Below are 25,165 nucleotides of genomic sequence, written 5' to 3'. Positions count from 1 at the left end.
CATGGGCCTTCATGTGTGTGCTGTCAGTTTTCTGGTTCCAGCATGATTGTGGCCAAGGGCGGCAATGTCAGCACCGCACCAATGGCCCCTCCCGCATCGACGGCTTGTACCTTGCCGCCGTTTCCTTTGCCGCTGCCGCCGTAAATCTCGGCATCGGTATTCAATATTTCGCGCCAGCGGCCAGCCGTTGGCAGCGGCACATAATAATTTTCACGGTAGACCGGGGTAAGATTGCAAATCACCGCAACCGGCTTTTCACCCGGTGCCGAACGAAGCCAGGCAAAAACAGAGTTTTCCTGATCGTCGACCACCAGCCAGTTGAAGCCTTCCGGCTCACAGTCACGGGCATGGAGTGCCGCTTTTGATCGGTATGTCAGGTTGAGGTCGCGGACGAGGCGACGGATGCCTTCATGCATATGATATTGCAGCAGATTCCAGTCAAGTGACTTGCTTTCACTCCACTCGCTCCACTGGGCGAATTCCTGTCCCATGAACAACAGCTTCTTGCCGGGATAACCCCACATGAAGCCGTAATAGGCGCGCAGATTGGCAAATTTCTGCCAGTCATCGCCTGACATCTTGGCAATCAGCGACCCTTTGCCATGCACAACCTCGTCGTGAGACAGAGGAAGCACGAAGTTTTCGGTAAAAGCATAGAGAAGGCCGAAGGTCAGTTCCTGATGGTGGAATTTGCGATGCACTGGCTCGCGTGCAAAGTAGCTCAGCGTGTCATGCATGAAACCCATGTTCCACTTGAAGCCAAAGCCGAGTCCACCCTCATGCACCGGATGCGAGACCTTGGGCCAAGAGGTGGATTCTTCGGCAATGGTCATGATGCCCGGATTGGCACCATAGGCCAGTTCGTTCATCTTTTGCAGGAAGCGTACCGAATCCAGGTTTTCGCGCCCGCCATATTCATTAGGAATCCACTCGCCTTCCTTGCGAGAGTAGTCGAGGTAAAGCATTGAGGCCACGGCATCGACACGAAGGCCATCCAGATGGAACTTTTCCGCCCAGTAAAGAGCGTTGTTGATGAGGTATGACATCACCTCAACGCGTCCAAAGTTATAGATTGCGGTGTTCCAGTCGGGGTGCATGCCCTGACGCGGGTCGGCATGCTCGTAAAGAGCGGTGCCATCGAACTGGCGCAGGCCATGTTCGTCGGTCGGGAAGTGGGCCGGAACCCAGTCGAGGATAACGCCAAGGCCAACCTTGTGCGCACCGTTCACAAAACGGGCAAATCCTTCCGGTTCTCCAAACCGCGCCGATGGCGCAAAAAGACCGGTGGTCTGGTACCCCCAGGACGGGTCATAGGGGTGTTCGGTAATGGGCATGAACTCGATATGGGTAAAACCCATGTCGACACAGTAGGGGATGAGCTCTGCGGCCATTTCATCCCAGCTCAGCATGCCACCGTCCTTGTGCCTGCGCCACGACCCGGCATGCACTTCGTAAATGCTGATCGGCTGACGGCGCTGATCAACCTTGGCCCAGTGCTCCATATGTTCCTGATCTTCCCATTTCTGGACCAGTTCAGGTGTTGTCATGGAACCGTTTTTAGGGCGCAGTTCTGCCCGGCGGGCATAAGGGTCTGCCTTCAACGGAAGGCGGGTGCCATCGGCGCCAATAATCTCAAATTTGTAAATGCAGCCTGCATAAACGTCCGGTGCAAAAATTTCCCAGATGCCGGTATCGGCGCGGTTGCGCATGACATGGCGGCGGCCATCCCAATTGTTGAAATCGCCGACCACCGACACCCGCTTGGCATTTGGTGCCCAGACGGCGAAATGAAATCCTTCGACCCCTTCGAACTTGAGCGGGTGTGCACCCATCTTATCGAACAAGCGCAGATGCGATCCTTCACGGACCAGATAATCATCCATCGGGCCAAGTACAGGACCGAAGCTGTAGGGGTCGGTGACTGCCCACTCCGCATCGCCACGCAGTGCACGGTATCTCAGGGCTTTCCTCGACGTCAGGCTGACCGGGCCTTCGAAGAAACCGGCCGGATCGCGGCAAGTCAATTCACCCACCACGTTGCCGTCAATCGTCAGAGCCGTTACCGCTTCCGCGCCAGGAATAAAACAGCGCGCAACGAAGCCGTCCGCGACTTGATGCACGCCGAGAATTGCAAAGGGGTTGGAATGCAGACCGCCCGTTATCGCCTCGATTTCTGCTTGAGATATTTCACTCTTCTGTTTTGGATCAGGCGTATCGAGCGGTTTTTTCATCAAGCTCTCCAGATTTCTGAGGCATATTGCCGTATTGTTCTGTCGGAAGAGAACCAGCCCATACGCGCGGTATTGTAGATGGTTTTGGAGTACCAGGAAGCCGGGTCGCTCCAGATGGCGTCAACATCACGCTGGGCCTTGGCGTAAGAATCGAAATCCGCAGCAACCATGAACCAGTCATTGTTGTAAATGCCATCCATCAGACCTGCGAACCGTGAACGGTCATCCGGAGAGAACACACCGGAGGCAATTGCCGAGAGGGCTTGTGACAATTCACGCGAACTTTCAATGATGGCGCGTGGATTGTGACCATCCGCGCGGGCCTGAGCGACTTCTTCAGCTGTCTTTCCGAAGATAACAATGTTTTCGTCGCCTACATGTTCCAGCATTTCGACGTTTGCACCGTCAAGCGTGCCGATGGTGAGCGCGCCGTTGAGTGCGAACTTCATGTTGCCGGTACCGGATGCTTCCATGCCAGCGGTCGAAATCTGCTCCGACAGATCTGCGGCGGGGACCATGATTTCTGCCAGTGAAACGTTGTAATTCGGAATGAAAACAACTTTCAACAAACCGCGCACGGAAGGATCATTGTTAATGACACGAGCAATGTCGTTGGCGAGTTTGATGATCAGCTTGGCATTGTGGTAGCTCGGTGCTGCCTTGCCCGCGAAGAATTTGACGCGTGGCGCCCAATCCAACTCAGGATGGGAGCGGATCTGGTCATACAGTGCCACCGCCTCAATGAGGTTGAGAAGCTGGCGTTTGTATTCATGGATACGCTTGATCTGGATATCGAACATCGCCGAAGGGTCGACACGAATGCCCATGCGCTGCGCAACGAGATTGGCGAGACGCACCTTGTTCAGGCGCTTGACCTCTGCAAACTTGTCGCGGAATGCACTGTCCTGAGCGAACCCATCCAGTGCCTTTAGTTTCTCGGCATCATCAAGGAAGTCGTCGCCAATAGCTTCACGCACCAACCCGGTCAGGCCCGGGTTACACTGCATCAACCAGCGCCGCGGGGTAATGCCGTTGGTCTTGTTGTTGATACGATCTGGGTAGAGCCGATGCAGGTCGGCAAATACCGTTTCCTTCATCAACTCTGTGTGCAATGCCGAAACACCGTTGACGGAATGTGAGCCGATGAAGGCAAGATTGCCCATGCGCACGCGCCGTTCGCCATTTTCATCGATCAGAGAGATCGAGCGGATTTGCTGATCCTCGACCTTCTTTTCCTTGCGCGCGGTGAACAGGATTTTGGCGTTGATTGCATAAATGATCTGCATATGGCGCGGCAAGAGACGCTCGAGCAACGGCACAGGCCAGCTTTCCAGAGCTTCCGGCAGCAGGGTGTGGTTGGTGTATGAGAATGTGTTGCGGGTCAGTTCCCAGGCATCATCGAAGTCCAGGCCGTGAATGTCGGTCAGCAGACGCATCATTTCGGCAATCGAAATTGCCGGGTGGGTGTCGTTGAGCTGGATGGAGACCTTGTCCGGCAGGCTGGTAAAATCCGGGTACTGCTGGAGATGTCGGCGTAGAATGTCCTGCAGGGATGCAGACGAGAAGAAAAATTCCTGCCGCAGACGCAGTTCCTGACCGGCCGGATTGGCATCTGCCGGATAGAGAACGCGTGTCAGGCTTTCAGCCTTATTGCTTTCACGCAGGGCGCCAATGTGATCGCCAGCGTTGAATGCATCGAGAAGAATAGGGTCGATCGGTTGGGCCGACCACAGGCGCAGCGTGTTGACGCGCTTGCCGCGCCAGCCAACGACCGGGGTATCGTAGGCCATGGCGATAACACGCTCGGCCGGTTTCCAGACAAAACGTTGGGCGTCATCATAACTGCCAATGGTTTCGACAGCGCCGCCGAAGCCGATTTCATAGGAACTTTCGCGCCGTTCAAACTCCCAGGGATTGCCGTGGGCGAGCCATGTTTCCGGCAGTTCGACCTGCCAGCCATCCGCCATCTGCTGGCGGAATAGACCGTGAACGTAACGGATGCCGTAACCATAGGCCGGGATTTCAACTGTTGCCATGGATTCCATGAAGCAGGCAGCAAGGCGTCCAAGACCGCCATTGCCAAGCGCGGCGTCCGGTTCAAGCCCTGCTATGACGTCCATGTCGACACCAAGCGATGTCAGGGCATCACGAATTTCCTGCATCAGGCCAAGGTTCGAAATTGCATCGCGCATCAAGCGGCCAATCAAGAACTCAAGCGACAGGTAATAAACGCGCTTGTTGCCGGTCTTGTAAACCTTGCGGGTGGACTCCATCCACCTGTCGATCACACGGTCACGGACAACGAGAATGGTTGCGGTCAGCCAGTCATGCGGCTTGGCAACCTTGACGTCTTTGCCGATTCTGTATGTCAGGCGTTCAATGATTTCCGAAGCAAGAATTTCCGGATCGGAACTGCGCGGAGTGGGGAGAGGAAGATCGGCCGGCGAGAGGTTATTGATCATTATTTGGTCAGCACCTTGAGAGGGAGGGAGGGTCTGATTCTGTCGATCTGGCTTACACTTAGTCGAAGCAATTTATGCACCGATACGGAGCGGTTGCAATAATCGTTTTTGCGAAGAATGCAGTTCGCGATGATTATTTTATTATGTCAAAAGTATAACTGCTTGTCGGCACGAGCCCGCAATTTGGGTTTTGATAAATGATCAAAACGAAAACGGCAGCGGAGATGCCGCTGCCGTAAGGTGGTTCGTGCTTTTTGTTGTATCAGTTGGTAAGGCGGCTGGTCTCGTCGTTCATCTTGCGAGCGATTTCGCCGAATGCCTCAACGATTTCTTCCATGTTTTCAGGTGCGTAGTAATTTTCGGCACTCGATGCACATGTCTGCAGCAAAGACTTACCCTTGGTCGGGGCCATGAAGGCAACCGAGAAGATCTTGATGCCGTCGTTTTTGATCGTCTGGCACATGGTGCGCACGTTGGTGTCGATGGTAGTGCTCGACATTTCGCCGTCGGTCATAAACACAATGTAACGTTCAAACGACGTGCTGCCATTGCCCTTGTGAGCTGCTGCTTCAGTCGCAGTCGATTTTCTCAACGCTGTATAGGCATTATTCAGTGCGGTGTATGCGTTTGTGCCGCCTGTCGGATAGGCTGGGATGGCCTTGACGTAATCATTTGCTTTCGTCGTGCCCCAGTTCATGGCTTGTGCTGAATATGTCGTGTCGCTGTAGCCGATGGCGCCAGTGCGAACGAGCTTCGATTCAGGCGAGCCATTCTTGACATAGCTGTAGTCAGCCTTGTTGAGCGTATCGACGAGATAGCTGACGGCGGTTTTCAGCGACGCGATCTTATTGATGTAGCAAGGGCTAGACGTTACCTTGGATTCGCTCTGTCCCCAGTTGCTTTCGGTATAGTTGGCGCAGGACGACTTTGATTTGTCGATGGTATCCGTCTTGAACGACATTGAACCCGAACGGTCGAGAACCAGATACATCGACAACGGCGAACCCTTGTTGATGCTGCTGACTGCGGTGCTGGTGACGCCGATGGTGACGGTCTTGGATGAAATCAGTGAGATCAGCGGGTTGAGCTGCATGCCGTAGCTCATATTTGCAGTGATCTGAAAGTTTTTGCCGGAAACACTTTCGTCCACCTTCGCGGTGACGCTGGAGCTTTTCATCAGCTCCTCTTTTTTCTTCTTTTTCTGTTCGTCAGTGGCGTCAGGGGACAGGCGTTTCGTCGCTTCGTCAGCGATAAATTCCAGTGCCTGCTTGGAGGCCTGCTCTGGCGAGAGGTTTTCGTTTTCGTGCATGAAAGCGGTGGCGGCTGCGAGGGTTGCGGCGTCTACAGCGCTCTGCAAGCCCGCCTTCGTCTGCATGGCATTGGTCATTTCAAGGGCAACACCCGCGGTGGCAATCGTCACCGGAATGAGAATGGCAGTCAGGATGCCGAAGTTACCATCTTTGTTGGCAATCAGCTTATTGAGCACTGGCATTGTTTTCGAGAACACAGTCATGGTTCAGCCCCTTAATTAGTGAGGCATAAATAATTCAAGCTGTCTTCGTGAAGGCTTAACTTGTTAGGTTAAATTTTAGAGATACTCATTTTGGTGCAAAAATAAGCTGTTATTGGCATGAAATAATGCAGGCGTGACTTGTAAAAACACACTTAAACGGCCGCGATCGGAATAACGTCAACAGCCTGTACAGTTTGTTGGTTGCCGTAGCTTTTTAGAACACCAATAACCGGCGATACATCAGAGTAATCGCGTCCGTAACCAACCACGATGTGGTCATGGCCGGCATAAATATTGTTGGTGGGATCAAGTTCGATGTAGCCGGTGACCGTGCCACACCAGATCCGCACCCAGGCATGCATGGCGTCTGCGCCTTCCAGCCGCTCCTTGCCGGGGGGAGGAATGGTTCTGAGGAATCCGCTGACATATCCTGCGGGAATGCCAAGGCTGCGTAGCGCCATGATCAGCACATGCGAAAAATCCTGACACACACCACGCTTCAGCTTGAAGGCCTCGCTCGGTGTGGTGTCGACTGTCGTTGCCTTGGGGTCATAGGTAAAGTCTGTGTGGATGCGCTTGCACAGTACCTTGGCAATTTCCTGCACCGTCATGTCAGGTGTGACAGTCTCGAGCGCATATGCATGGATGGCCTCATCCTGCGGAATGCGTGGACTGGTGCCAATCAGATGATGCGGGGATGATGCATCCAGTGACCAGTGGTTGAAAATGTCATCCGGCAGACGTGCCAGCAGCGGTGATAGATCGGCTTGCTGCGGCTGTGTTTCCACCTGCACGCGGGCCTGCATGCGAATGTCGAATTTTTCATGGGCGGCGCGCAGATAGACAGATGTTGCCGTCTGCTGGAAAAAATCCGAGAAAGACGTTCTTTCATCCGGTGTCGGGCTGACGGCCAGTGAGCCGGCGATTAGCCGCTGGCGGTTCGGTAGCGACAACGGCATGACACGAATGATGTGGCGGGCGCCGCTTGCCGGGGCGTCGTAGACATAGCCCATGTGCATGGAAAGATCATAAAGCATGACACATCAACCAAGGTAGGTTTGGGCAAGAAGATCGGACAGGCGTTCGAGGTCTTTTTCCAACTGACGGTAAAGCGCCACGTCGAGTTTCTCCGCCGTCATGACGGCAAGACCGGAATGAATGCGCATGGCTTCGCGGTAGAAGGGCGACATCTGGCTGTTGACCAGAGCGTTGGGCAACTGTTCGACTTCGGTGCGGATTTCGTTCAGTTGGAACAGGATCGAACGCGGATTGAGCGGATCAAGCGCCAGAAGGTCGGTCACCGTCAGGCCGGCGGTATTGACGTTATAACGGCGGCGGTGGGTCATGACACTGTCGCCGATTTCCAGCAGCATGTCGAAACTACCATCCGGTGCATCCGGACCTGTCATGTGGCCCAGCAGGCGGGTCATGTGCAGACCACGTTCAAGATAACGACCGATGGTCAGGAAACGCCAGCCGGTGAAACGATACATGTTTTCATGCACCAGACCGGCAAAGCCTGCGAGTTTGCGCAGCAAAATGGTCATGGCATGGGTGGCGTCATCGCCATGGCCAATATTGTCGTGGAAGCGACGCGCTGTCTTGGCGAGATCGTTCAGCGCCAGCCAGCCATCCGGTGAAAAACGGTCACGGATGTTGCTGGCCGAATATATGGCGCTGTTGATGTTGGCAATCAGGCTGGCGGGTACCGCCTCGCTCATTTCGATATCCGTGGTGGCGAGATATTTCGTGACATGGGCCAGCAGCGGTTGGCGCGGATCGGCAGATTCTGCGTAACGCGCATTCCAAGCGCGCAGGATACGCAACGCCCCTTCAGCCCGTTCAATGTAACGACCAAGCCAGAACAAATTGTCTGCCGCACGGCTTGGCAGGCTGCCTGGCATGTTGCGGCTGAATGTTTCCTCGGCGGGCAGCAGTGTCGTGCGCTCAACCGGCTTGTCGCTAACGATCCACACGTCCGCTGCCGTGCCACCATTTTGCATGGCAATGGCTGTAACGTCAGGGCTGCTGCCGATACGGGCAAAGCCACCCGGCATGATCTGCCAGCCATTTTGTGTGCGGGCGGCAAAAACACGCAGGCTCATCGGCCGCGGTACCAGCTTGCCGTCAACAAAGGCAGGGGTGGTGGACAGCGTCACAACTTCCTGACCGACCAGCTTGTTGCCGTCGGTGGCAAGCCATTCCCCGATGGAATCCTTTGCCGTGTCGCGCAAGGTGGCGCCCAGCACCGACTGGCCGTTATCATCAAAGAACGGCATGCGGGAATAGGCAGGGCCGATCACCATTTTTTCGATGTTACGGGCGACGTGTTCACGCTCCTGTTTCTGGCCACACCACCATGTGGCGATGGACGGCAATAGCAGGTCTTCACCGAGCATATGGCGACTGATGGTCGGCAGGAATGATAGCAGGGCGCGTGTTTCGAGAATGCCCGAACCCAGTGCGTTGACGATGGTCACAGAGCCATCACGCAGTGCCTGCACCAGACCGGGTGTACCGATGCGCGAATTCTGGTCGAGTTCCAGCGGGTCTGAATAAGAGGCATCCAGGCGCCGCCACAACACGCCAATCGGCTTCAGGCCGGCAACTGTGCGTACCATCACACGGCCGTTGACCACCGTCAGGTCTTCACCTTCCAACAGCATGAAACCGAGGTAACGAGCGATATAGGCGTGTTCGAAATAGGTCTCGTTGGCAGGGCCGGGGGTCAATACCGCAATTCGTTCTTCCGGGTGTTTGCGGTGTGCCTGTAGCGTGTCGCGGAAAGCACCGAAGAACGAGGCCAGCCGGTGCACATGGGTTTCTGCATAGATATCGGAGAAGGCGCGGGTTGTTGCCACGCGGTTTTCCAATGCAAAACCGGCCCCTGATGGAGCCTGTGTGCGATCAGCCAGCACCCACCAGTTGCCATCCGGACCACGGCCGATTTCGAAGGAACAGAAGTGCAGATAATGGCCACCTTCCGGTTTTGTGCCGACGAGGGGGCGCAAGAATTCCGGATTGGATGCAATCAGGGCAGGCGGAATATAACCTTCCTGCACCAGACGGTTCTCTCCGTAGATGTCAGCGACGACCGCTTCCAGCAGGTTGGCGCGCTGAATGAGACCGCGTGAAACGCTTTCCCATTCCTTGCCATCGATGAGGACCGGAATATGTGAAATCGGCCAACTGCGTTCGATATTGGCGCCAGATCCGTAGTCACGGTAAAAGACGCCAGCATCGCGCAGATAACGGTCGGTTCTGGCAAAACGGTCGTGCAGTTCCCTTTCGGGCATGCGCGACAGCGCCGATACCATGTGCTGCCAGACGGGGCGAATATTGCCGTTGGTATCCAGCATTTCATCGGCAATGCCCGGCAAGGCGCTATAGGCAAACAATGAATGTTTGTCTGTTTGCTTTTTGCGCTGCGATGCCGGCGTTCTTGCCAATTCAAACTCCCAGAGGGCGACGTAAATCGAGTGTCAGTGGAAATTCCGGTGAAACCGTTTCCGGCCTCAAGGGATAATTTCCTGCGGTATGGCCCCAAGGTTCGAAACGCGCAAGTCTGCGTGCCTCCGCCTCGTTACCATTGACCGGGAACGTGTCATAGTTTCGGCCACCGGGATGGGCAACATGATAGATGCAGCCACCAATCGATCTACCTGACCATGTATCATAAATGTCAAAGGTCAATGGCGCGTTGACGGGCAATACCGGGTGAAGACCTGATGATGGCTGCCAGGCCTTGAAGCGAACACCGGCAACGGCAACACCTGATTCCTCTGTCTGCTTCAACGGCACAGCCCGACCGTTGCAGGCAACGGTGTAACGCTCCGGATTTGCAGTTTCCAGACGGACTTGCAGACGTTCGACGGAGGAATCGACATAACGCACAGTGCCGCCAATTGCCCCCTGCTCACCCATCACGTGCCAGGGTTCCAGCGCCTGACGCAGTTCCAATTTCGCACCTTCATATTCCACTTCACCGAAGAACGGGAAACGGAATTCAAGCTGTGCCTTGAACCATTCAGGCTGGATATCAAAACCGTTGGCCTTCAGATCGGCCAGCACATCCATGAAGTCTTGCCAGATGAAGTGTGGCAGCATGAAACGATCCGCCAGAGCAGTACCCCAACGGACGAGCTTGCCACTTGCCGGATTTTTCCAGAAGCGGGCAATCAGTGCACGCACCAGAAGCTGTTGTGCCAGCGACATGCGGGCATTTGGCGGCATTTCAAAGCCACGAAACTCGACAAGTCCCAGACGGCCGGTCGGACCATCCGGCGAAAACAGCTTATCGATGCAGATCTCGGCACGGTGCGTATTGCCGGTTACGTCGGTCAGCAGGTTGCGGAACAGCCGGTCGACCAGCCAAGGCAGGGGAGGTACGCCTTCGCCGGGGGCTGGCACCTGCGCCATAGCAATTTCCAGCTCGTAAAGGCTGTCGTGCCGCGCTTCATCTATACGCGGGGCCTGACTTGTTGGGCCAATGAATAGGCCCGAAAACAGATAGGATAACGACGGATGGCGCTGCCAGTGGAGGATCAAACTTTTCAGCAGGTCCGGGCGGCGCAGGAAGGGGCTGTCATTGGGGTTTGCACCGCCAACGACCACATGGTTTCCACCGCCGGTGCCAGTGTGACGACCGTCGATCATGAACTTGTCGGCACCAAGTCTAGACTGCCGGGCGTCCTCATAAATCGACGAAGTGATGTCGACACATTCTTTCCAGCTTGATGCCGGGTGAATGTTAACCTCGATGACCCCGGGATCGGGTGCCACGCGGATAACATTTATCCGCTCGTCATGGGGGGGCGCATATCCTTCGATATGGACGGGCAGGCCAAGCGCGCTGGCCGCACTTTCTGCCGCGGCAATCAGTTCCAGATAGTCTTCAATACGCTCGACCGGCGGCATGAATACACAAAGACGACCGTCGCGCGGCTCCACAGACATTGCGGTGCGCACTGCGCCGCCCAGTTCACCGATCGACTGTTCGATGCGGTCCTGCGATATCGTTTCATCCGCATGAAAGGATGCTTCCGGCATGACGCGGCCGGTTGGTTCCGTAACCTCCGGCAATGGCCCTCTTGGAACGGATGGGTCTGCCTCGTGAATGTAGGGGTAGGCGGCAGGGGGGACGTAAGGCAGCGTGCCAAGCGGCAGGCGATACCCGACCGGGCTGTCGCCGGGAACGAGGAAAACCCGGCCGCGCCTTGTTTTCCATTTTTCACTGATCCACCGTTGCGTTGATGCTTTGGCATTCCAAGCCTGCACCGGCAGGATGTAGCCGGTTGGCGTGGTCAATCCGCGCTCGAAAACCCGTGCAATGCGGCTTCGCTCTTCCGGGTCCTTCAGTTTTGAATTCGACGGATCAACGTTTTCGGGCAGATTGCCTTCCTTGACGATCCACTCTGCCGGATCTTCATAGGCGGGCAGAACCATGTCATTGGCAATGCCGAGATTTGTCGCAATCGTGGTCAGGAGATTTTCGGCGTCGGCCGCCGTCACGCCGGTTTCTGCGCCTTCCTGTGCCACCAGTGCCGGGTTCTGCCAGATCGGTTTTCCGTCCTTTCGCCAATAAAGCGAAAATGTCCAGCGCGGCAGGCTTTCACCGGGATACCATTTACCCTGGCCGTAATGCAGGAAACCGCCGGGGGCGAAACGTTCGCGGAGTTTGCGAATAAGGATATCAGCCTTTTCCCGTTTGGTCGGGCCAACGGCGCCGGTGTTCCATTCTTCCGCTTCAAAATCATCGATCGAAACGAAAGTCGGTTCTCCTCCCATCGTCAGGCGAACGTCCTGTTCTTGCAGAAGTCTATCGACCTCCTCGCCAACCGCATTCAGCTTGTCCCAGCTTTCGTCGGAGAAAGGCTTGGTAATGCGGGGATGTTCTGCCACACGACGTACTTGCATATCAAAGGCAAATTCGGTGTTGGCCTGTCCGTAATAACCGCCGGAAATCGGTGCGGCGTTTCGGTAATGCGGTGTGGCTGCCAGCGGAATATGGCTTTCGCCCGTCAAAAGGCCAGATGTCGGGTCCAGTCCAACCCAGCCAGCACCAGGCAGATAGACTTCTGCCCATGCGTGCAGGTCAGTGAAATCAACTTCGGTGCCGGAGGGGCCGTCGAGTGCCTTCAAATCAGGCGCCAACTGAATGAGGTAGCCAGATACGAATCGGGCAGCAAAACCCAAGTGCCGTAATATCTGCACCAGAAGCCAGCTGCTGTCGCGGCATGAGCCCATTTTGGTCTGCAGAGTTTCTTCCGGCGTTTGAACGCCCGGCTCCATGCGAATGACGTAACCGGTTTCCTGCTGCAAGCGTGCATTGAGGCCGACAACCATATCCACCGTTGGCTGGCCGGGAGACCGGTCGATAGTCTGCATGTACTCGGAAAGGTAGGGACCGGTGGGTTCCGGTTTCATGTAGATCGACAGGTCTTCGCGCAGTGTCTCGGGATAATCGAAAGGCCATTTTTGGGCCTCTTCCTCAACAAAGAAGTCGAACGGGTTATAGACGGTCATATCTGCCACCAGATCGACCTCTATTTTAAACTCCGTAACCGGTTCGGGAAACACAAAACGGGCGAGGTAGTTGCCGTAGGGGTCCTGCTGCAAATTCACGAAGTGATTTGCAGGCGTGACCTTGAGTGCATGGCTGATAACCCGGGTGCGGGAATGAACTGCCGGTTTTAACCTGATGATCTGAGGCCCGAGCCGGACCGGTTTGTCATAGATGTAATGGGTGAGATGATAAATACTTGCCTTAATAGACATATTATCCTTTGTCCGGCCAAGCCGGTTATTGCGGACTTAGCCGCCCCCTCTGTTATTATCAGGATTTTGTGCAATGCACGCAAATAAAGCAAGGCGGATTATACAGGCTTTATCATGGTTTTTACGGGGCCGCGAAGAGTAAGCAGTTCCTTATCTTTTGGGCTTACGGTAAATAGGTCTGGCGGCTTGCGTTGCTGAGTCTCGATGATTTGGCCGTCTGCTGTGCCTTGTTGTTTGGACGATACGCATGGAAAATACCCGCCAGGTTGATTTGAAACCTGATCCAGCAGCTCCATTGAATTTTGAACTTGGTTTTATGGACCAGTTGAGAATGATGGGTAATGCGTTCTGGATTTCGCCGGTCCGAAACAGGCTTCTCGCTCTTATATTCGCGCTTCTGTTCATCATCTTGGTGACTGCTTACGGGCAGGTTCGATTAAATGAGTGGTACGCGCCGTTTTATAACTCGCTTGAGCGGCGAGATATGGACGGGTTCATCCACCAGTTAGAGATTTTCACCATTATAGCCGGCACTTTATTGTTGCTGAACGTGTTTCAAACCTGGCTTAATCAGATGACCGCTCTTTATATGCGCGAAGGTCTGAGCAAGGACATGGTTCACCAGTGGCTCAAACCGGGGCGGGCTGCCAAGCTGGCTGGTTTTGGCAGTATTGCTGTTAATCCCGATCAGCGCCTGCATGAGGATTCACGAAACCTGGCGGAAAGCAGTACGTCACTTGCCATTGGTCTGGTCAATTCCACCATATTGTTGGTTAGCTTCATCGGTGTTTTGTGGGGTCTATCAAGCGGTTTCTATCTGACCATCGGCGGATCGCAGGTGGCAATACCGGGTTACATGGTCTGGGCAGCGATGTTTTACGCCGGTTCTGCCTCGCTACTCAGCAATCTTGTCGGTCATCGTCTGGTCGGGCTGAATGCCGAACGTTACTCGAAAGAGGCGGAGCTACGGTTTTCGCTGATGCGCGCCAATGAAAACATGACCGCAATTACACTGGCGCGGGGGGAGCGAAACGAACGGGCTAGGCTTGGCGTTGACATCAATTCCGTACTTTCCGTGATCCGTGGTCTAGCGATGGCACTAACGCATCTGACCTGGGTATCCTCGGGGTACGGTTGGCTGGCGATTGTCGCGCCAATCTTGATTGCCGCTCCAGTGTATTTCTCCGGCAATCTGACCTTTGGCGGATTGATGATGGCGGTTGGTGCCTTCAACCAGGTCAACAATGCCCTGCGCTGGTACATCGATAATTTTGGTGCCATCGCCAGCTGGAAGGCGACACTGCTGCGTGTCTCGGCATTCCGAAATGCGCTTTTGCAAATGGACGCCGTGGAAAAGCAAGGCGCGACGATCGACTTCGAAGTCGATCCCGCCGCCAAGTCGATTATCCTGTCCAATGTGATGATTTGCGGCGAAGCCGGTGCAAAGCAGGTGGTACGTGGTTTCCGCCTGAAGGAAGAGTTTGTCGAGTTGCAAGCTGGCGAGCATTTGCTGGTCAATGGCGATCAGGGCGTGAACCGGCGTCTGTTGTTTGCTGCCATGGGCGGGCTCTGGCTGTGGGGGCAGGGACGTATTTCCGTGCCGCCGCTTGAAGACGCGCTGCTGATGCCGCAACGCGGTTACATTCCGGTCGCACCACTGCGGGAGATTCTGTCCTACCCACATTCTCCGGCAGTCTTTAACGACGAGGAGTGCTCCGAGGTCCTGACCCTCTGTGGGCTGGATGAGCTGGTGCCGCGTCTTGATGAAAATGCCCGTTGGGACAAGAAGCTCGATACGGATGCTCAGATGTGCCTGCGGGTGGCGAATGCCATTCTGTTGCAGCCGCGCTGGCTCATTCTTGATGATATTTTGGAAGGGCTCGAGCCGAACACGCAAAACCTGCTTGCCGACGCGTTGTTAACGCTGAAAGACAGTGCGGTGATCTATTTTGGGCGCTCTGAAACATTCATCAACAAGTTTGCTCCGACGGTCGTGCATCTTGAGGCACTGCCGACCAACGGAAATGGCCACTGAGGGAAAGCGGGGATTACAGCCGCAGCTGCCATTTGTCTGTTGTCAGAAGATAAGGATTGTCCTGTCGTGCAGGGATTGGCTCTCGCAAAAGCGCGCCAATCGTGACCGCAGTCAAAAACAAAGCAGAAATGATGCATGCTGCAAGAAACCTGTCGTCACGCTTCTGCATGACGTTATTGCCAGTCCAGTCGTACGCCATTTAGCACCTCGTATATGAGCTGATACTGGCCGATCATGGTTAATGATCCGTCTATGTCGCATTATGAAACCGATGGAAATTCACCAAATGTGTTTGACGCAGCACCCTTGCATAACAGGGTTGCAGCACTGTGGCGCACCTTGCTCTTGGCGGCTGTCCCTTGCTTTTGTTAAGCAAGGGGTGGGAGGCTCTTGAATGAAGGTATGCATAAGATGGACGGTAATCCTCCTGACACAATGGAAATGACACTGCGCACACTCGCCATGCCGGCGGATGCCAATCCGGCCGGTGATATTTTCGGTGGCTGGGTCATGTCGCAAATGGACCTTGCGGCCTTTGTTCGTGCCAATGATGTGGCAGGCGGGCGTACCGTAACAGTTGCCGTGCACGAGATTGTTTTCAAGAAGCCGGTAAAAATTGGCGATACGCTGTGTGTCTATACTGACATCGTGAAAGTTGGCCGTACATCGATCACACTCAAGATCGAGGCCTGGACACGCAAGCACTACCAGGATTCGCGTGAGAAGGTCACCGAAGCGGTTTTTGTGATGGTATCTGTCGATGACGATGGTAATCCGCGTCCGGTGCCATCGCGCCCGACTGAAGCATTAGCCTGATCGAATTGTCACAGCAAACCGAACCGGTGCCCGCTGCATTTTGTGGCGGGTGCATGGGCTTCGAAATGACGCTGTGTGGGGGGCCGGAAAGTGGTGTCTCGACAGGTTCATCGAACCTAACTGCACAAGGTAAAAAGGCCTCGCAGTGTTCTGCAAGGCCTTGATACTTAAGGAATTTGGATGGTGGGCGTGACAGGGATTGAACCTGTGACCCCTACGATGTCAACGTAGTGCTCTCCCGCTGAGCTACACGCCCATCCGATGTGGCGCATAGATCACAAAACCGATTGACGCGTCAACTGCTTTTTTGCGGTTTTGTGAAAGGTTTTTTGAAAGCCTTATGCCACAAGGAGTTTGTTGACTTCATCCACAAGGTCACGCAGGTGGAAAGGCTTGGAAAGCACCTTTGCATCCTTCGGAGCCTTCGAATCGGCGTTGAGCGCGACCGCTGCAAAACCGGTGATGAACATAACCTTGAGGTCTGGATCCAGCTCGGTGGCGCGGCGCGCCAGTTCGATGCCATCCATTTCCGGCATGACAATGTCGGTCAGCAGCAGAGAGAAGGGCTCTTCACGAAGCCGATCATATGCGCTTGCGCCGTTGTCAAAAGAAGATACCTGGTAGCCGGCTTTCTCAAGCGCTTTTACCAGAAAGCGGCGCATATCGTTGTCGTCTTCTGCGAGAAGAATTTTCTGACTCATGTAGGTGACCGTAACTGCCTGTAAAATTGAGAATACCGTATCCCAATTGTAGCCTGCTCTGGGTAAATATCCCGTGAATGGCGTTTGAGGAATCCGGTTATGGTTGCGCCAGTATGGACTTGTGGCCATGCAACTGGCAACATATGTTTATTGGCATATTTGTGACATGGTAAATATCATCGAATGGACTGGATAACGGGTGAATATGAGCTGTTCGAAGTCCGCGAGCCGGATACGCACAGAATCCCGTTCGTCTATAATTCACCTCATAGTGGACGTTGCTACCCTGTTTCATTTCTCGAATCGTCTCGCCTTGATTCGTCAGAAATCAGGCGATCTGAAGACCATTTCGTTGATGAGCTTTTTTCTGCAGCGCCTGAACTGGGTGCGCCTTTCCTGATTGCCAATTTTCCGCGCGCCTATCTGGATGTGAACCGCGAGCCATATGAACTGGATCCGCGCATGTTCGAGGGGGCGTTGCCGCCTTATGCGAATATCGGCTCCATGCGGGTCTCCGGTGGGCTGGGAACCGTGCCGCGCATTGTTGCGGAAAACATGGAGATCTATAACCACCGCATACCCGTTGAAGAGGGTTTGCTGCGGGTGGAGGGTATTTACAAGCCCTATCACACCTGCCTGCGTCGGCTGATTTCGCGCACGCATTCACAATTCGGCATGGCGGTGCTGATTGATTGCCATTCGATGCCCGGTAATATCCGGGTTGCCGGGTCCAATGTCCGACCTGATGTGATTATCGGTGATCGCTATGGCACCAGCGCTTCTCCCGAAATATCACGTGCTGCATTGCATTTCCTGGAAGAACTCGGATTTGTTGCCGTATGCAACAAGCCATATGCTGGCGGTTTTATTACCGAACATTACGGGCGGCCCGTGCGTTCTCTGCATGCCTTGCAGATTGAAATTAATCGCGCGCTATACGTAGATGAAAAGACGCTTCTCAAAAGAAGTGATTTTGCAGCACTTTCTGCGGTGCTTGCAGTGTTCATGCGCCAAATGGGTGATTTCGTCACCGAGTTCTGTGGCGACTCGGCTCTGGCTGCCGAATAATTCTCTTTAATCTCTTCTGTTTGATGGCTTATTGCTCTTTTACGGGCAAAAAAAACCGCGCTCGTGGCGCGGCTGAGTCTAGGGAGGAAACACCCAAGGAGGGTATTTACAGTCAAAGACTGTATGGAAAAGATACGCCATAATGCACAATTGTCAATCATTTTTATTTTTGCTTAATAAATGTGCCATTTGCTTAGCCGTAGGCAGAAGATGCGCTTTTACGATGTAAAATGATGCAATTTTTACCTGTGATGTGCTGGTTTTGCATTGCCGGGCTCTATTGATGGAGGGGTCGCTAAGCGCTCACCAAGATGATTTTTCCGAAAAAACTACAAAATCTGTTCCTCTTTTCCGGCAGTGCTCTTACAAGGCTGAAGCTATTGTTTTGCCAAGTGGAGATGTCATGCTGCCGGATCGGGATTTTTTCTTTTCTCTCGCGGATGCTGCCAAAGCAGAGACGTTGCCGCGCTTTCGTACCGGCATAGATGTCACCAACAAGCAGGACGGTGGTTATGACCCGGTCACCGAGGGTGATCAGGCGGCAGAACAGGCGATCCGAGCGCTTATCGGCAAGGCCTATCCGGACCACGGTATTCTCGGCGAAGAACATGGTAGCGTCGGTCTGGACCGTGAGCATGTCTGGGTGATTGATCCGATTGACGGTACACGCGCCTTCATTTCCGGCGTTCCGGTCTGGGGTACCTTGATTGGTCTGCAGAGCAACGGTCGCTCTGTCATGGGTGTCATGGATCAGCCTTTTACCGGCGAACGTTATTTCGCAGATGGCAAGGCCTCCTGGTACAGCGGCCCTGATGGTACCCGTCAGATCAAGACCCGTGATTGCAAAGACATTTCCGCCGCGACATTGTTCACGACATCCCCGCATATTTTCGATGCCGAGGAAGCACCACGTTACAACAGGGTGCAGGATAAGGTGCGTCTATTCCGCTACGGTGTCGATTGTTACGCCTATGCGTTGCTCGCAGCCGGCCATATCGATCTGGTGATTGAAAGCTCGCTCAAGCCCTATGATGTCGGCGCGCTTATCCCGATCATCGAGCAGGCTGGTGGCGTGATAACGACCTGGGATGGCGGCAGGCCAGAAGCGGCGGGTCGGATCATCGCGGCAGGCAGCAAAGCTGTTCATGCGCAGGCATTGGAGATCCTGTCCGGCCTTTGAGCGGCCGATACGCCCCGGGGTTACTCTTCCGGTGAGAAGAATGCCTCTATGGCCGCAAGCGCCTGACTTCTGAAGATATCGCGCTCGTGCAGCAATTCGTGCCGGGCGCCGGTCACAGGGATGAGTTGCGCTGCACGGAAATTGCGTGACAGTTCTTCCTGCGCACCATAGGGCGTGATCGGGTCCAGAACCGGCGCCAGCACCAAGGTTGGCACGTGAATATGAGTCAGGTGTTCCTGCTTTGTAACGCGACTTGCCGCTTTCATGGTCTCATAAACCCAGCGAGCGGTTGGCGAACCGATGAACAGTTCCGGCATTTTCTGCATCAGGGTCAGATTGCGTGCAAAACGCAGTTCATCTGATGTCAGCGGATTGCCAATGAAGTTGCGTTCACGCTGGTCCTTGCCCAGCCTCATCCGTCCAAGGCCGATCAGGCTCAAGGTCGCTGCGATTGTAAAAACGGCAGGGCTTGGCATGGATTGCCCGGACAGTTGAATGAACGGCGAACACAAGGCCATGCGCTCGATGCGGTTGGACAGGTTGGGTGCCATGGACAGGGCGATCAGCGCGCCGGTGGAATGTGCGACCATATAAAAGGGCAGGCGCGTATCGGGAAGCACGATCTGTTCCATAAACAGCGAGACGTCCTGCTCATAATCCCGGAACCGATGGACGTGACCGGCGTCGGGATTTTTGATCAGTCGATCCGATCCGCCCTGACCGCGCATGTCAAACGTCGCGACCCAGAAACCCATCGTCGTCAGGTTGATGATTGTCTCGTAATATTTTTCGATGCACTCGTTTCTGCCGTGCAGCAGAACGATGGTGCCCTTGGCAACCGATTGTTGGCAGCGAAAAACCGCGTAGCGCAGTTTTTTGTTACGGTGTCCGGTGAAATATCCGGCCGTGTAATTCTCGGGCAGTGGATTGCCGGGTGTGGCGTGTAAAATAACGTCGTCCATTACCTTTTCCGGCCGATTCCATGGTGGATAATAATGGGATAGGTCGAGTGGGTTATCTCGTCAAAGAAAAAATGCCGGAACCGTCGGTTGTGCGCAGTCACGGTCCCGGCCAACAGGACTGAAGAAGAAGGGACGTTATACTCTTCAGTCAGCGGAGTTGCCCCCGATGGCTGTTTTCTAAAGCCTGAAAGATGAACCGATTTGGAACTGACTGTTCATTTGAAGTTCAGTTTCAAGCCGGTTGCAGGGCATCGTTCTGTGGCGCCGATAGTCGCGATAACGTGATATTTTTGCTGCTTGCCTAATGTCTGGCAAAGGAGGATTTTGGTACCAGCCGGGAGGATCCAGATGTTGCGTGGTTCCGGGAATGCCTATGGATTTTTTGCTATCCTGCTGCATTGGTTGATCGCACTGTTGATCCTTGCATTGCTGGCCCTTGGCTACATCATGACCAGGCCGGATATAGATCCGGCGTTGCAGTTTTCGCTTTTCCAGTGGCACAAATCTTTCGGTATGCTGGTGTTGGTACTTGCTCTTGTTCGGGCGGTGCAGTGGTGCATGTCGGTGAAAGTTGCGCCGGTTGCTAGCCTGTCTGCCCTTGAGCGGCTGCTGTCATCCACCACACATAAATTGCTTCTGGTGCTTGGCGTGCTTGTGCCGCTTGCGGGATGGGTCATTGCATCCGTGTCGCCGCTTGGAATTCCAACATTTATGTTTGATCTCTTTGTGGTGCCGCATCTGCCGCTTGCGCAGTCGGAAGGTGCAGAAACCCTGTGGTCAGAGGTTCATGCAACGCTTGCCTACACGCTGTTGTGTCTTGTCGTGCTCCATGCGCTGGCCGCATTTTATCACCACGTCTGGCGTGGTGATGATGTGTTGATGCGCATGCTGGGGCGCCGTCGTTCACCGCCTAGGGAGAAACGCGCATGAGCAGGTCTGGACTTTTATTCGCATCGGCTTTGTTGCTTGCCAGCACAAGTGGTCAAGTCTGGGCGGCAAATGCCCCTGAGTTGAGCGAGGTCGCCGGCAAGTACACTGTAACGCCGTCTTCTCGTATTGCCTTTTCGGTGGAGCAGGTTGGCGGTGGCGGCATCAAGGGTGTGTTTGGCAAATTCTCCGGTTCCTTCACACTTGAGGCGGGCGATCTGCAACATTCGACGGTGTCTTTCACGCTGGTGCCAGACAGTGTGGTGGCGGGAGAAAAGCGTATTGATACGTTCCTGAAATCAACGGCGGTGTTCGATGCGGCGAATTTCAATGCCATCACCTTTCGCTCCAGCGCTATCAAGCAGACGGGGCCGGACACGGCAACGGTAACCGGTCAACTTTCCGCGAAAGGTCACCAGCGTAGCGAAAGTTTCAATGTCAAATTGACCCGCTGGAATGGCAAGTCGATTGCGTTTGATGTGAGTGGGGACGTTTTTCGGTCGCGTTATGACATGGATGTCGGGACACCGATTTATTCTAATGTCGTGCATTTCGATATGTCTGTTGAGGGTGAAAGACGATAGGTCACCAAGCGACAATCTTCACTTTATCGTTGCCTCTTGAAGTGCGACAAAACTGTTCCCATCTGTTTGTCACGGTCGCCAGAACGGGGCCGTGACCCGGCTTCCTCATCGCCAATACGGGATGAAAGCCTTAACCGCAAACAGTCGCTTCTCAAGGAGGACACCATGCGTCATTTGGATTTTTCGCCACTCTACCGCTCCACCGTCGGTTTTGACCGCCTCTTCAATCTGCTTGATAATGTTGGGCAGCCGGAACAGGCGCAGAGCTATCCGCCTTACAACATCGAACGCACTGGCGATAACACCTATCGTATAACGATGGCTGTTGCCGGCTTTGATGAAAACGAGCTGAGCATTGAGGCGCGTGCCCATGTGTTGACCGTCAAGGCTGAGAAGTCGGAGCAGGACAAGGCGAATGAAGGCGAGTTCCTGTATCGTGGCATTGCCAAGCGCGCCTTTGAGCGTCGCTTCCAGTTGGCCGATTATGTGGAAGTGCAATCTGCTTCGTTGAAGAACGGTCTGCTCCACATCGACCTCCTGCGTAACCTTCCTGAAACAATGAAACCGCGTCGTATCGCGATCGTTTCGGATGCTGCTGAAGGTGCAAAGACCATCGAGGCGCAGATTACGCCGACACAGGTCAACTAAGCTTCATATCTACTTATACTATTCAGGACGGCCCTCATGTGAGGGCCGTTTTTGCATTTGCGGGTTCAGCTTCTGCGGCCTTAGCTGCTCTTGCATAACGCTGTGCAATCACCGCGCAGGCCATCAGCTGGATCTGGTGGAACAGCATGATTGGCAGAACGATGGCGCCGATGCTCTGGCCAGCAAAGATCGCGCCTGCCATTGGCACACCGCTTGCCAGGCTCTTTTTCGATCCGCAGAAAGTGATGGTGATTTCGTCCTGTTTGTTGAAGCCCAGCAGACGGCTGCCAAACATGGTGACGCACAATACGGCGGCCAGCAGGACAATGTTGATGGCAACAACGACGCCGATATCGCGCAATGTGAACTGCTGCCAGATGCCTTCGATGACCGCTTCACTGAAGGCGAGATAAACCACCATCAGGATTGAGCCGCGATCAACAGGCGCAAGCAGCTTCTTGCGCGACCGGATCCAGTCGCCGATCCACGGCTGCAGGGCCTGGCCTGCTATGAAAGGCAAAAGCAACTGAAGGAAGATTTGCCCGAAGGCATCAAGCGAAAATCCACCGCCATGACCACCGACCGTAAACAGCAGGCCGACGAGGAGTGGTGTCAGAAACATGCCGAAAATGTTGGATGCTGATGCCGAACAGATGGCTGCGGGAACATTGCCGCCTGCCATGGATGTAAAGGCTATGGAGGACTGCACGGTGGAGGGCAGAACGCAGAGAAACAGCACGCCCATATAAAGCGGGGCTGGCAGGATGCTTTCAGGAATATAGCCAAGCGCTACGCCAATCAGTGGGAAAAGCCCGAAGGTCACCAGAAGAATGGCCAGATGCAGACGCCAATGCAAAATACCGGCAATCACCACATCGCGTGCCAATCGCGAGCCGTGCAGGAAAAACAACAGCGCAATTGCCAGCTTGGTCGCCATGCCGAAATATTCAGCGGGCTCACCGCTGATCGGCAAAAGGCTGGCCAAAATGACGGTGCAGATCAGCATCAGGGTGAAGCGGTCGGGCAGAAATCGGCTCATGGTCTTTGTCTCTTAGGGAATTCAATTTACATATCGCTTATCGTGAAGCAGGATGCAAAGACTAACAGTTATTGTGATTTGTGATAACGATGCTCAATCTTCATCATCTCGCCAGTTTTGTAACGCTGGAGCAGACCGGAAGTTTCACGCTGGCCGGCGAACAGCTTGGTATCGGTCAGTCAACCGTCAGTCAGCATATTCAACGGCTTGAGACCTTTCTTGGCCAAAGGCTCATTGAGCGTAATACCCATCAGGTCAGGTTAACGGCAGAAGGGGAGGCGCTGCTGGGTTATGCGGGCTCCATGCTGGATATCAATGGCAAGGTATCGTCGCTTTTTACCGCAAATCGGCTGCGGGGGCGGTTGCGACTTGGTGTTTCCGAGGATTTTGTCGCCAACCGCCTGACAGTCATTCTGGAAGACTTCATCCGGCTTTACCCGCTGGTCGACCTTGAGTTGACGGTTGCCTTGAGTGGTGTGCTCTACCAGATGCAGGATAATGGTGATCTGGATGTCGTGCTTGCCAAGCGCCGGCTGGGCGATCGACTTGGACGCTTCCTCTATCGCGAACCGCTGGTGTGGCTGGCACGTGATCCGGAAATTCTCAAAGCCCATGACGGTGTTGTACCGCTTATTGCCTTTCCGCAACCGAGCATAACGCGGAAGGTGGCGCAGGAAGCACTTGATCGCAAAGGCATTGCCTGGCGGATTGTCTGTACCTGCGGCAGTTTGAGCGGGTTGGTCGCGGCGGCCCAAGCCGGCATGGGTGTGCTGGTGCAGCCACGCAGCATGACGCCTGCGGCCTTGCGTGAAATCACTCAGGGCAGTCTGCCTGCGCTGGAGGATGTGGAGTTTGTGCTGGTGCCGCGAAAGGGTGCCAACCCGGAGCTGGTCGAGGCGCTGGCTGCACGTGTTGTTGCCAAGGTGGCGATTGCACCCCATACGCCCTAAGCGCATGGGGTGATGTTGATCGAGGCCTGGGATAATCAGGCGGCGCCGCAAATCGCCAGGAAGCTGTCGACATCGGTTTCGCTGGTTGCAAAGCTGGTGACGAGACGGATCAGCGTTTCATTTTCCTGTACTGGCTCGGCCATGTCATGCGGGACAGCCCAGTCATAAAAATGGGCGCCTTGTTGTTTCGCGGCAAGCGCGGTTTCCTTTTGCAGGACCACAAACAGCTCATTCGATTGTGTAGACCATGCAAGGCGGGCGCTGTTGGAGGCTTCGATGCCTGTGCGCAAGCGGTTCGCCATGGCATTGGCGTGGCCGGCCAGTGCCAGCCAAAGGCCGTCATTAAAGTAAGCTTCGAATTGTGCGGCGATGAAACGGGTTTTCGAGAACAGCTGTGCCGAACGCTTGCGCATGAACGGCAGGTCTTTTGCCATTTTCGGATCCATATAAACGATGGCTTCCGCACACCAGCAGCCGTTTTTGGTGGCGCCGAACGACAGGATGTCAACGCCGCGCTTCCAGGTCATTTCTGCCGGGTTGGTGCCGAGCGTCATCAGTGCATTGGCAAAACGTGCGCCATCCATGTGCAGCGGCAGGTTATGCTGTTTGGCAATCGCCGAAATAGCATCGATTTCATCAAGCGAATAAACCGTCCCAACCTCGGTTGCTTGGGTGACGGTCACAGCCATTGGCTGGCCCTGATGGATGGAGCCGGGTGGGAAGCGGCGAATGGCGGCGCTCAGATTCTCTGGCAGCATTTTGCCAGCCGGACCGGCAACCGGCATCAAGCGCGAGGCATTGGAGAAATAGACCGGCGCACCACATTCGTCTTCGATGACATGGGCTTCGGAGTGACAGAAGGCGATGCCACCGGGGCGGGCAACGCTGGCAAGTGCCAGGGAATTGGCGGCCGTTCCGGTGCCAACAAAAAATACGGCAACCTCCCGTTCAAATATTTCGTTGAACTTTTGCTCAATGGCTTTGTCGAGCTCGCTGGTGCCGTAAGCGGCCGCAAAGCGGGTCGATTCTTTCATGAGCCGTTCGTTGATGGCGGGGTGAGCGCCAGCCCAGTTATCGGAAGCAAAAAACATGTATCTACGCTTTCAGATGAGATGATGCGGATTGCAGCCAGAAGAAATGATCTGTGTGAATGTTTTATGGCGTTGGGGCGATGTTGGCAAATCGGGCAATGAAAGCAACGCACAAGCGCTGTATGGCGTAACAAAATTTCTCGCTCTCGCATGTTGTCGTAATTTCACTGCGAAACTCATG

19 protein-coding genes and 1 tRNA gene are annotated in these 25,165 nt (G+C 54.6%); 8 read left to right on the top strand and 12 right to left on the bottom strand.

All coding sequences use genetic code 11. The features are described from left to right. Nucleotides 1–23: 23 nt before the first annotated feature. The 6 genes from glgB to PYL13_RS15570 form a co-directional block, all read right to left on the bottom strand. Nucleotides 24–2,231, bottom strand: coding sequence for a 1,4-alpha-glucan branching protein GlgB (gene glgB, locus PYL13_RS15595; protein WP_192488075.1), 2,208 nt, complete (start codon nt 2,229–2,231; stop codon nt 24–26). Further along, complete coding sequence (locus PYL13_RS15590) at nt 2,231–4,693, bottom strand: glycogen/starch/alpha-glucan phosphorylase (RefSeq protein ID WP_275641921.1); 2,463 nt, start codon at nt 4,691–4,693, stop codon at nt 2,231–2,233. Before PYL13_RS15590 ends, glgB begins: the two co-directional genes overlap by 1 nt. A gap of 262 nt (nt 4,694–4,955) precedes the next feature. Next, nucleotides 4,956–6,206, bottom strand: coding sequence for a TadE/TadG family type IV pilus assembly protein (locus PYL13_RS15585; protein ID WP_275641920.1), 1,251 nt, complete (start codon nt 6,204–6,206; stop codon nt 4,956–4,958). A 152-nt stretch (nt 6,207–6,358) separates the two neighbouring features. Further along, nucleotides 6,359–7,243 (bottom strand): transglutaminase family protein, encoded by an 885-nt coding sequence (locus tag PYL13_RS15580; RefSeq protein ID WP_275641919.1) that lies wholly within the window; start codon nt 7,241–7,243, stop codon nt 6,359–6,361. Nucleotides 7,244–7,249: 6 nt separating this feature from the next. Further along, entirely contained in the window at nt 7,250–9,655 is a 2,406-nt protein-coding gene (locus PYL13_RS15575) for a circularly permuted type 2 ATP-grasp protein (protein ID WP_192488078.1), read from the bottom strand. A gap of 1 nt (nt 9,656) precedes the next feature. Continuing rightward, nucleotides 9,657–12,983, bottom strand: a complete 3,327-nt coding sequence (locus PYL13_RS15570; RefSeq protein ID WP_275641918.1) for a transglutaminase family protein — start codon at nt 12,981–12,983, stop codon at nt 9,657–9,659. 247 nt (nt 12,984–13,230) lie between these two features. Between PYL13_RS15570 and PYL13_RS15565 the strand changes: the two genes are divergently transcribed. Further along, nucleotides 13,231–15,018 (top strand): ABC transporter ATP-binding protein/permease, encoded by a 1,788-nt coding sequence (locus PYL13_RS15565; RefSeq protein WP_275641917.1) that lies wholly within the window; start codon nt 13,231–13,233, stop codon nt 15,016–15,018. A gap of 13 nt (nt 15,019–15,031) precedes the next feature. On the opposite strand, the gene PYL13_RS15560 is transcribed toward PYL13_RS15565, so the two are convergent. Beyond that, a complete protein-coding gene (locus PYL13_RS15560) occupies nt 15,032–15,217 on the bottom strand; it encodes a hypothetical protein (RefSeq protein ID WP_192488081.1) in 186 nt (61 codons plus the stop codon). A gap of 212 nt (nt 15,218–15,429) precedes the next feature. Between PYL13_RS15560 and PYL13_RS15555 the strand changes: the two genes are divergently transcribed. Then, nucleotides 15,430–15,834, top strand: coding sequence for an acyl-CoA thioesterase (locus PYL13_RS15555; RefSeq protein ID WP_275642051.1), 405 nt, complete (start codon nt 15,430–15,432; stop codon nt 15,832–15,834). A 181-nt stretch (nt 15,835–16,015) separates the two neighbouring features. Here PYL13_RS15555 and PYL13_RS15550 read toward each other — a convergent pair. Next, a tRNA-Val gene (locus PYL13_RS15550) sits at nt 16,016–16,090 on the bottom strand. 82 nt (nt 16,091–16,172) lie between these two features. Next, complete coding sequence (gene cpdR / locus PYL13_RS15545; protein WP_192488083.1) at nt 16,173–16,535, bottom strand: cell cycle two-component system response regulator CpdR; 363 nt, start codon at nt 16,533–16,535, stop codon at nt 16,173–16,175. 183 nt (nt 16,536–16,718) lie between these two features. Between cpdR and PYL13_RS15540 the strand changes: the two genes are divergently transcribed. Next, the gene (locus tag PYL13_RS15540; RefSeq protein ID WP_192488084.1) at nt 16,719–17,603 is read left to right on the top strand and encodes an N-formylglutamate amidohydrolase; all 885 of its coding nucleotides are present in this window, start codon (nt 16,719–16,721) and stop codon (nt 17,601–17,603) included. 403 nt (nt 17,604–18,006) lie between these two features. Beyond that, the gene (gene hisN / locus PYL13_RS15535; protein WP_259142861.1) at nt 18,007–18,783 is read left to right on the top strand and encodes a histidinol-phosphatase; all 777 of its coding nucleotides are present in this window, start codon (nt 18,007–18,009) and stop codon (nt 18,781–18,783) included. A gap of 20 nt (nt 18,784–18,803) precedes the next feature. Here hisN and PYL13_RS15530 read toward each other — a convergent pair whose 3' ends face one another. Continuing rightward, the gene (locus PYL13_RS15530; protein ID WP_275641916.1) at nt 18,804–19,745 is read right to left on the bottom strand and encodes an alpha/beta fold hydrolase; all 942 of its coding nucleotides are present in this window, start codon (nt 19,743–19,745) and stop codon (nt 18,804–18,806) included. Nucleotides 19,746–20,093: 348 nt separating this feature from the next. Between PYL13_RS15530 and PYL13_RS15525 the strand changes: the two genes are divergently transcribed. From PYL13_RS15525 to PYL13_RS15515, 3 genes are all read left to right on the top strand, one after another. Beyond that, on the top strand, nt 20,094–20,675 hold the full coding sequence (locus PYL13_RS15525) for a cytochrome b (RefSeq protein WP_275641915.1): 582 nt from the start codon (nt 20,094–20,096) through the stop codon (nt 20,673–20,675). After that, nucleotides 20,672–21,256 (top strand): YceI family protein, encoded by a 585-nt coding sequence (locus tag PYL13_RS15520; RefSeq protein ID WP_275641914.1) that lies wholly within the window; start codon nt 20,672–20,674, stop codon nt 21,254–21,256. Before PYL13_RS15525 ends, PYL13_RS15520 begins: the two co-directional genes overlap by 4 nt. Before the next feature lie 165 nt (nt 21,257–21,421). Beyond that, nucleotides 21,422–21,904 carry an Hsp20 family protein gene (locus PYL13_RS15515; protein WP_192488087.1) on the top strand — a complete coding sequence of 161 codons (483 nt, stop codon included), beginning with the start codon at nt 21,422–21,424 and terminating at the stop codon, nt 21,902–21,904. A 34-nt stretch (nt 21,905–21,938) separates the two neighbouring features. Here PYL13_RS15515 and PYL13_RS15510 read toward each other — a convergent pair whose 3' ends face one another. After that, the gene (locus PYL13_RS15510; RefSeq protein ID WP_275641913.1) at nt 21,939–22,943 is read right to left on the bottom strand and encodes a bile acid:sodium symporter family protein; all 1,005 of its coding nucleotides are present in this window, start codon (nt 22,941–22,943) and stop codon (nt 21,939–21,941) included. Between the two features lie 89 nt (nt 22,944–23,032). On the opposite strand from PYL13_RS15510, the gene PYL13_RS15505 reads away from it, so the two are divergent. Further along, nucleotides 23,033–23,893 (top strand): LysR family transcriptional regulator, encoded by an 861-nt coding sequence (locus PYL13_RS15505; RefSeq protein WP_275641912.1) that lies wholly within the window; start codon nt 23,033–23,035, stop codon nt 23,891–23,893. Between the two features lie 35 nt (nt 23,894–23,928). Here PYL13_RS15505 and PYL13_RS15500 read toward each other — a convergent pair whose 3' ends face one another. Then, nucleotides 23,929–24,984: a threonine aldolase family protein gene (locus tag PYL13_RS15500; RefSeq protein ID WP_275641911.1), complete on the bottom strand. Its 1,056-nt coding sequence runs from the start codon at nt 24,982–24,984 to the stop codon at nt 23,929–23,931. Between the last annotated feature and the right edge of the window lie 181 nt (nt 24,985–25,165).

The sequence above is a fragment of the Agrobacterium sp. Azo12 genome (assembly GCF_029193765.2).
In the GTDB taxonomy this organism is placed as follows: domain Bacteria; phylum Pseudomonadota; class Alphaproteobacteria; order Rhizobiales; family Rhizobiaceae; genus Agrobacterium.
This window is presented reverse-complemented; position numbering and strand designations above follow the sequence as displayed.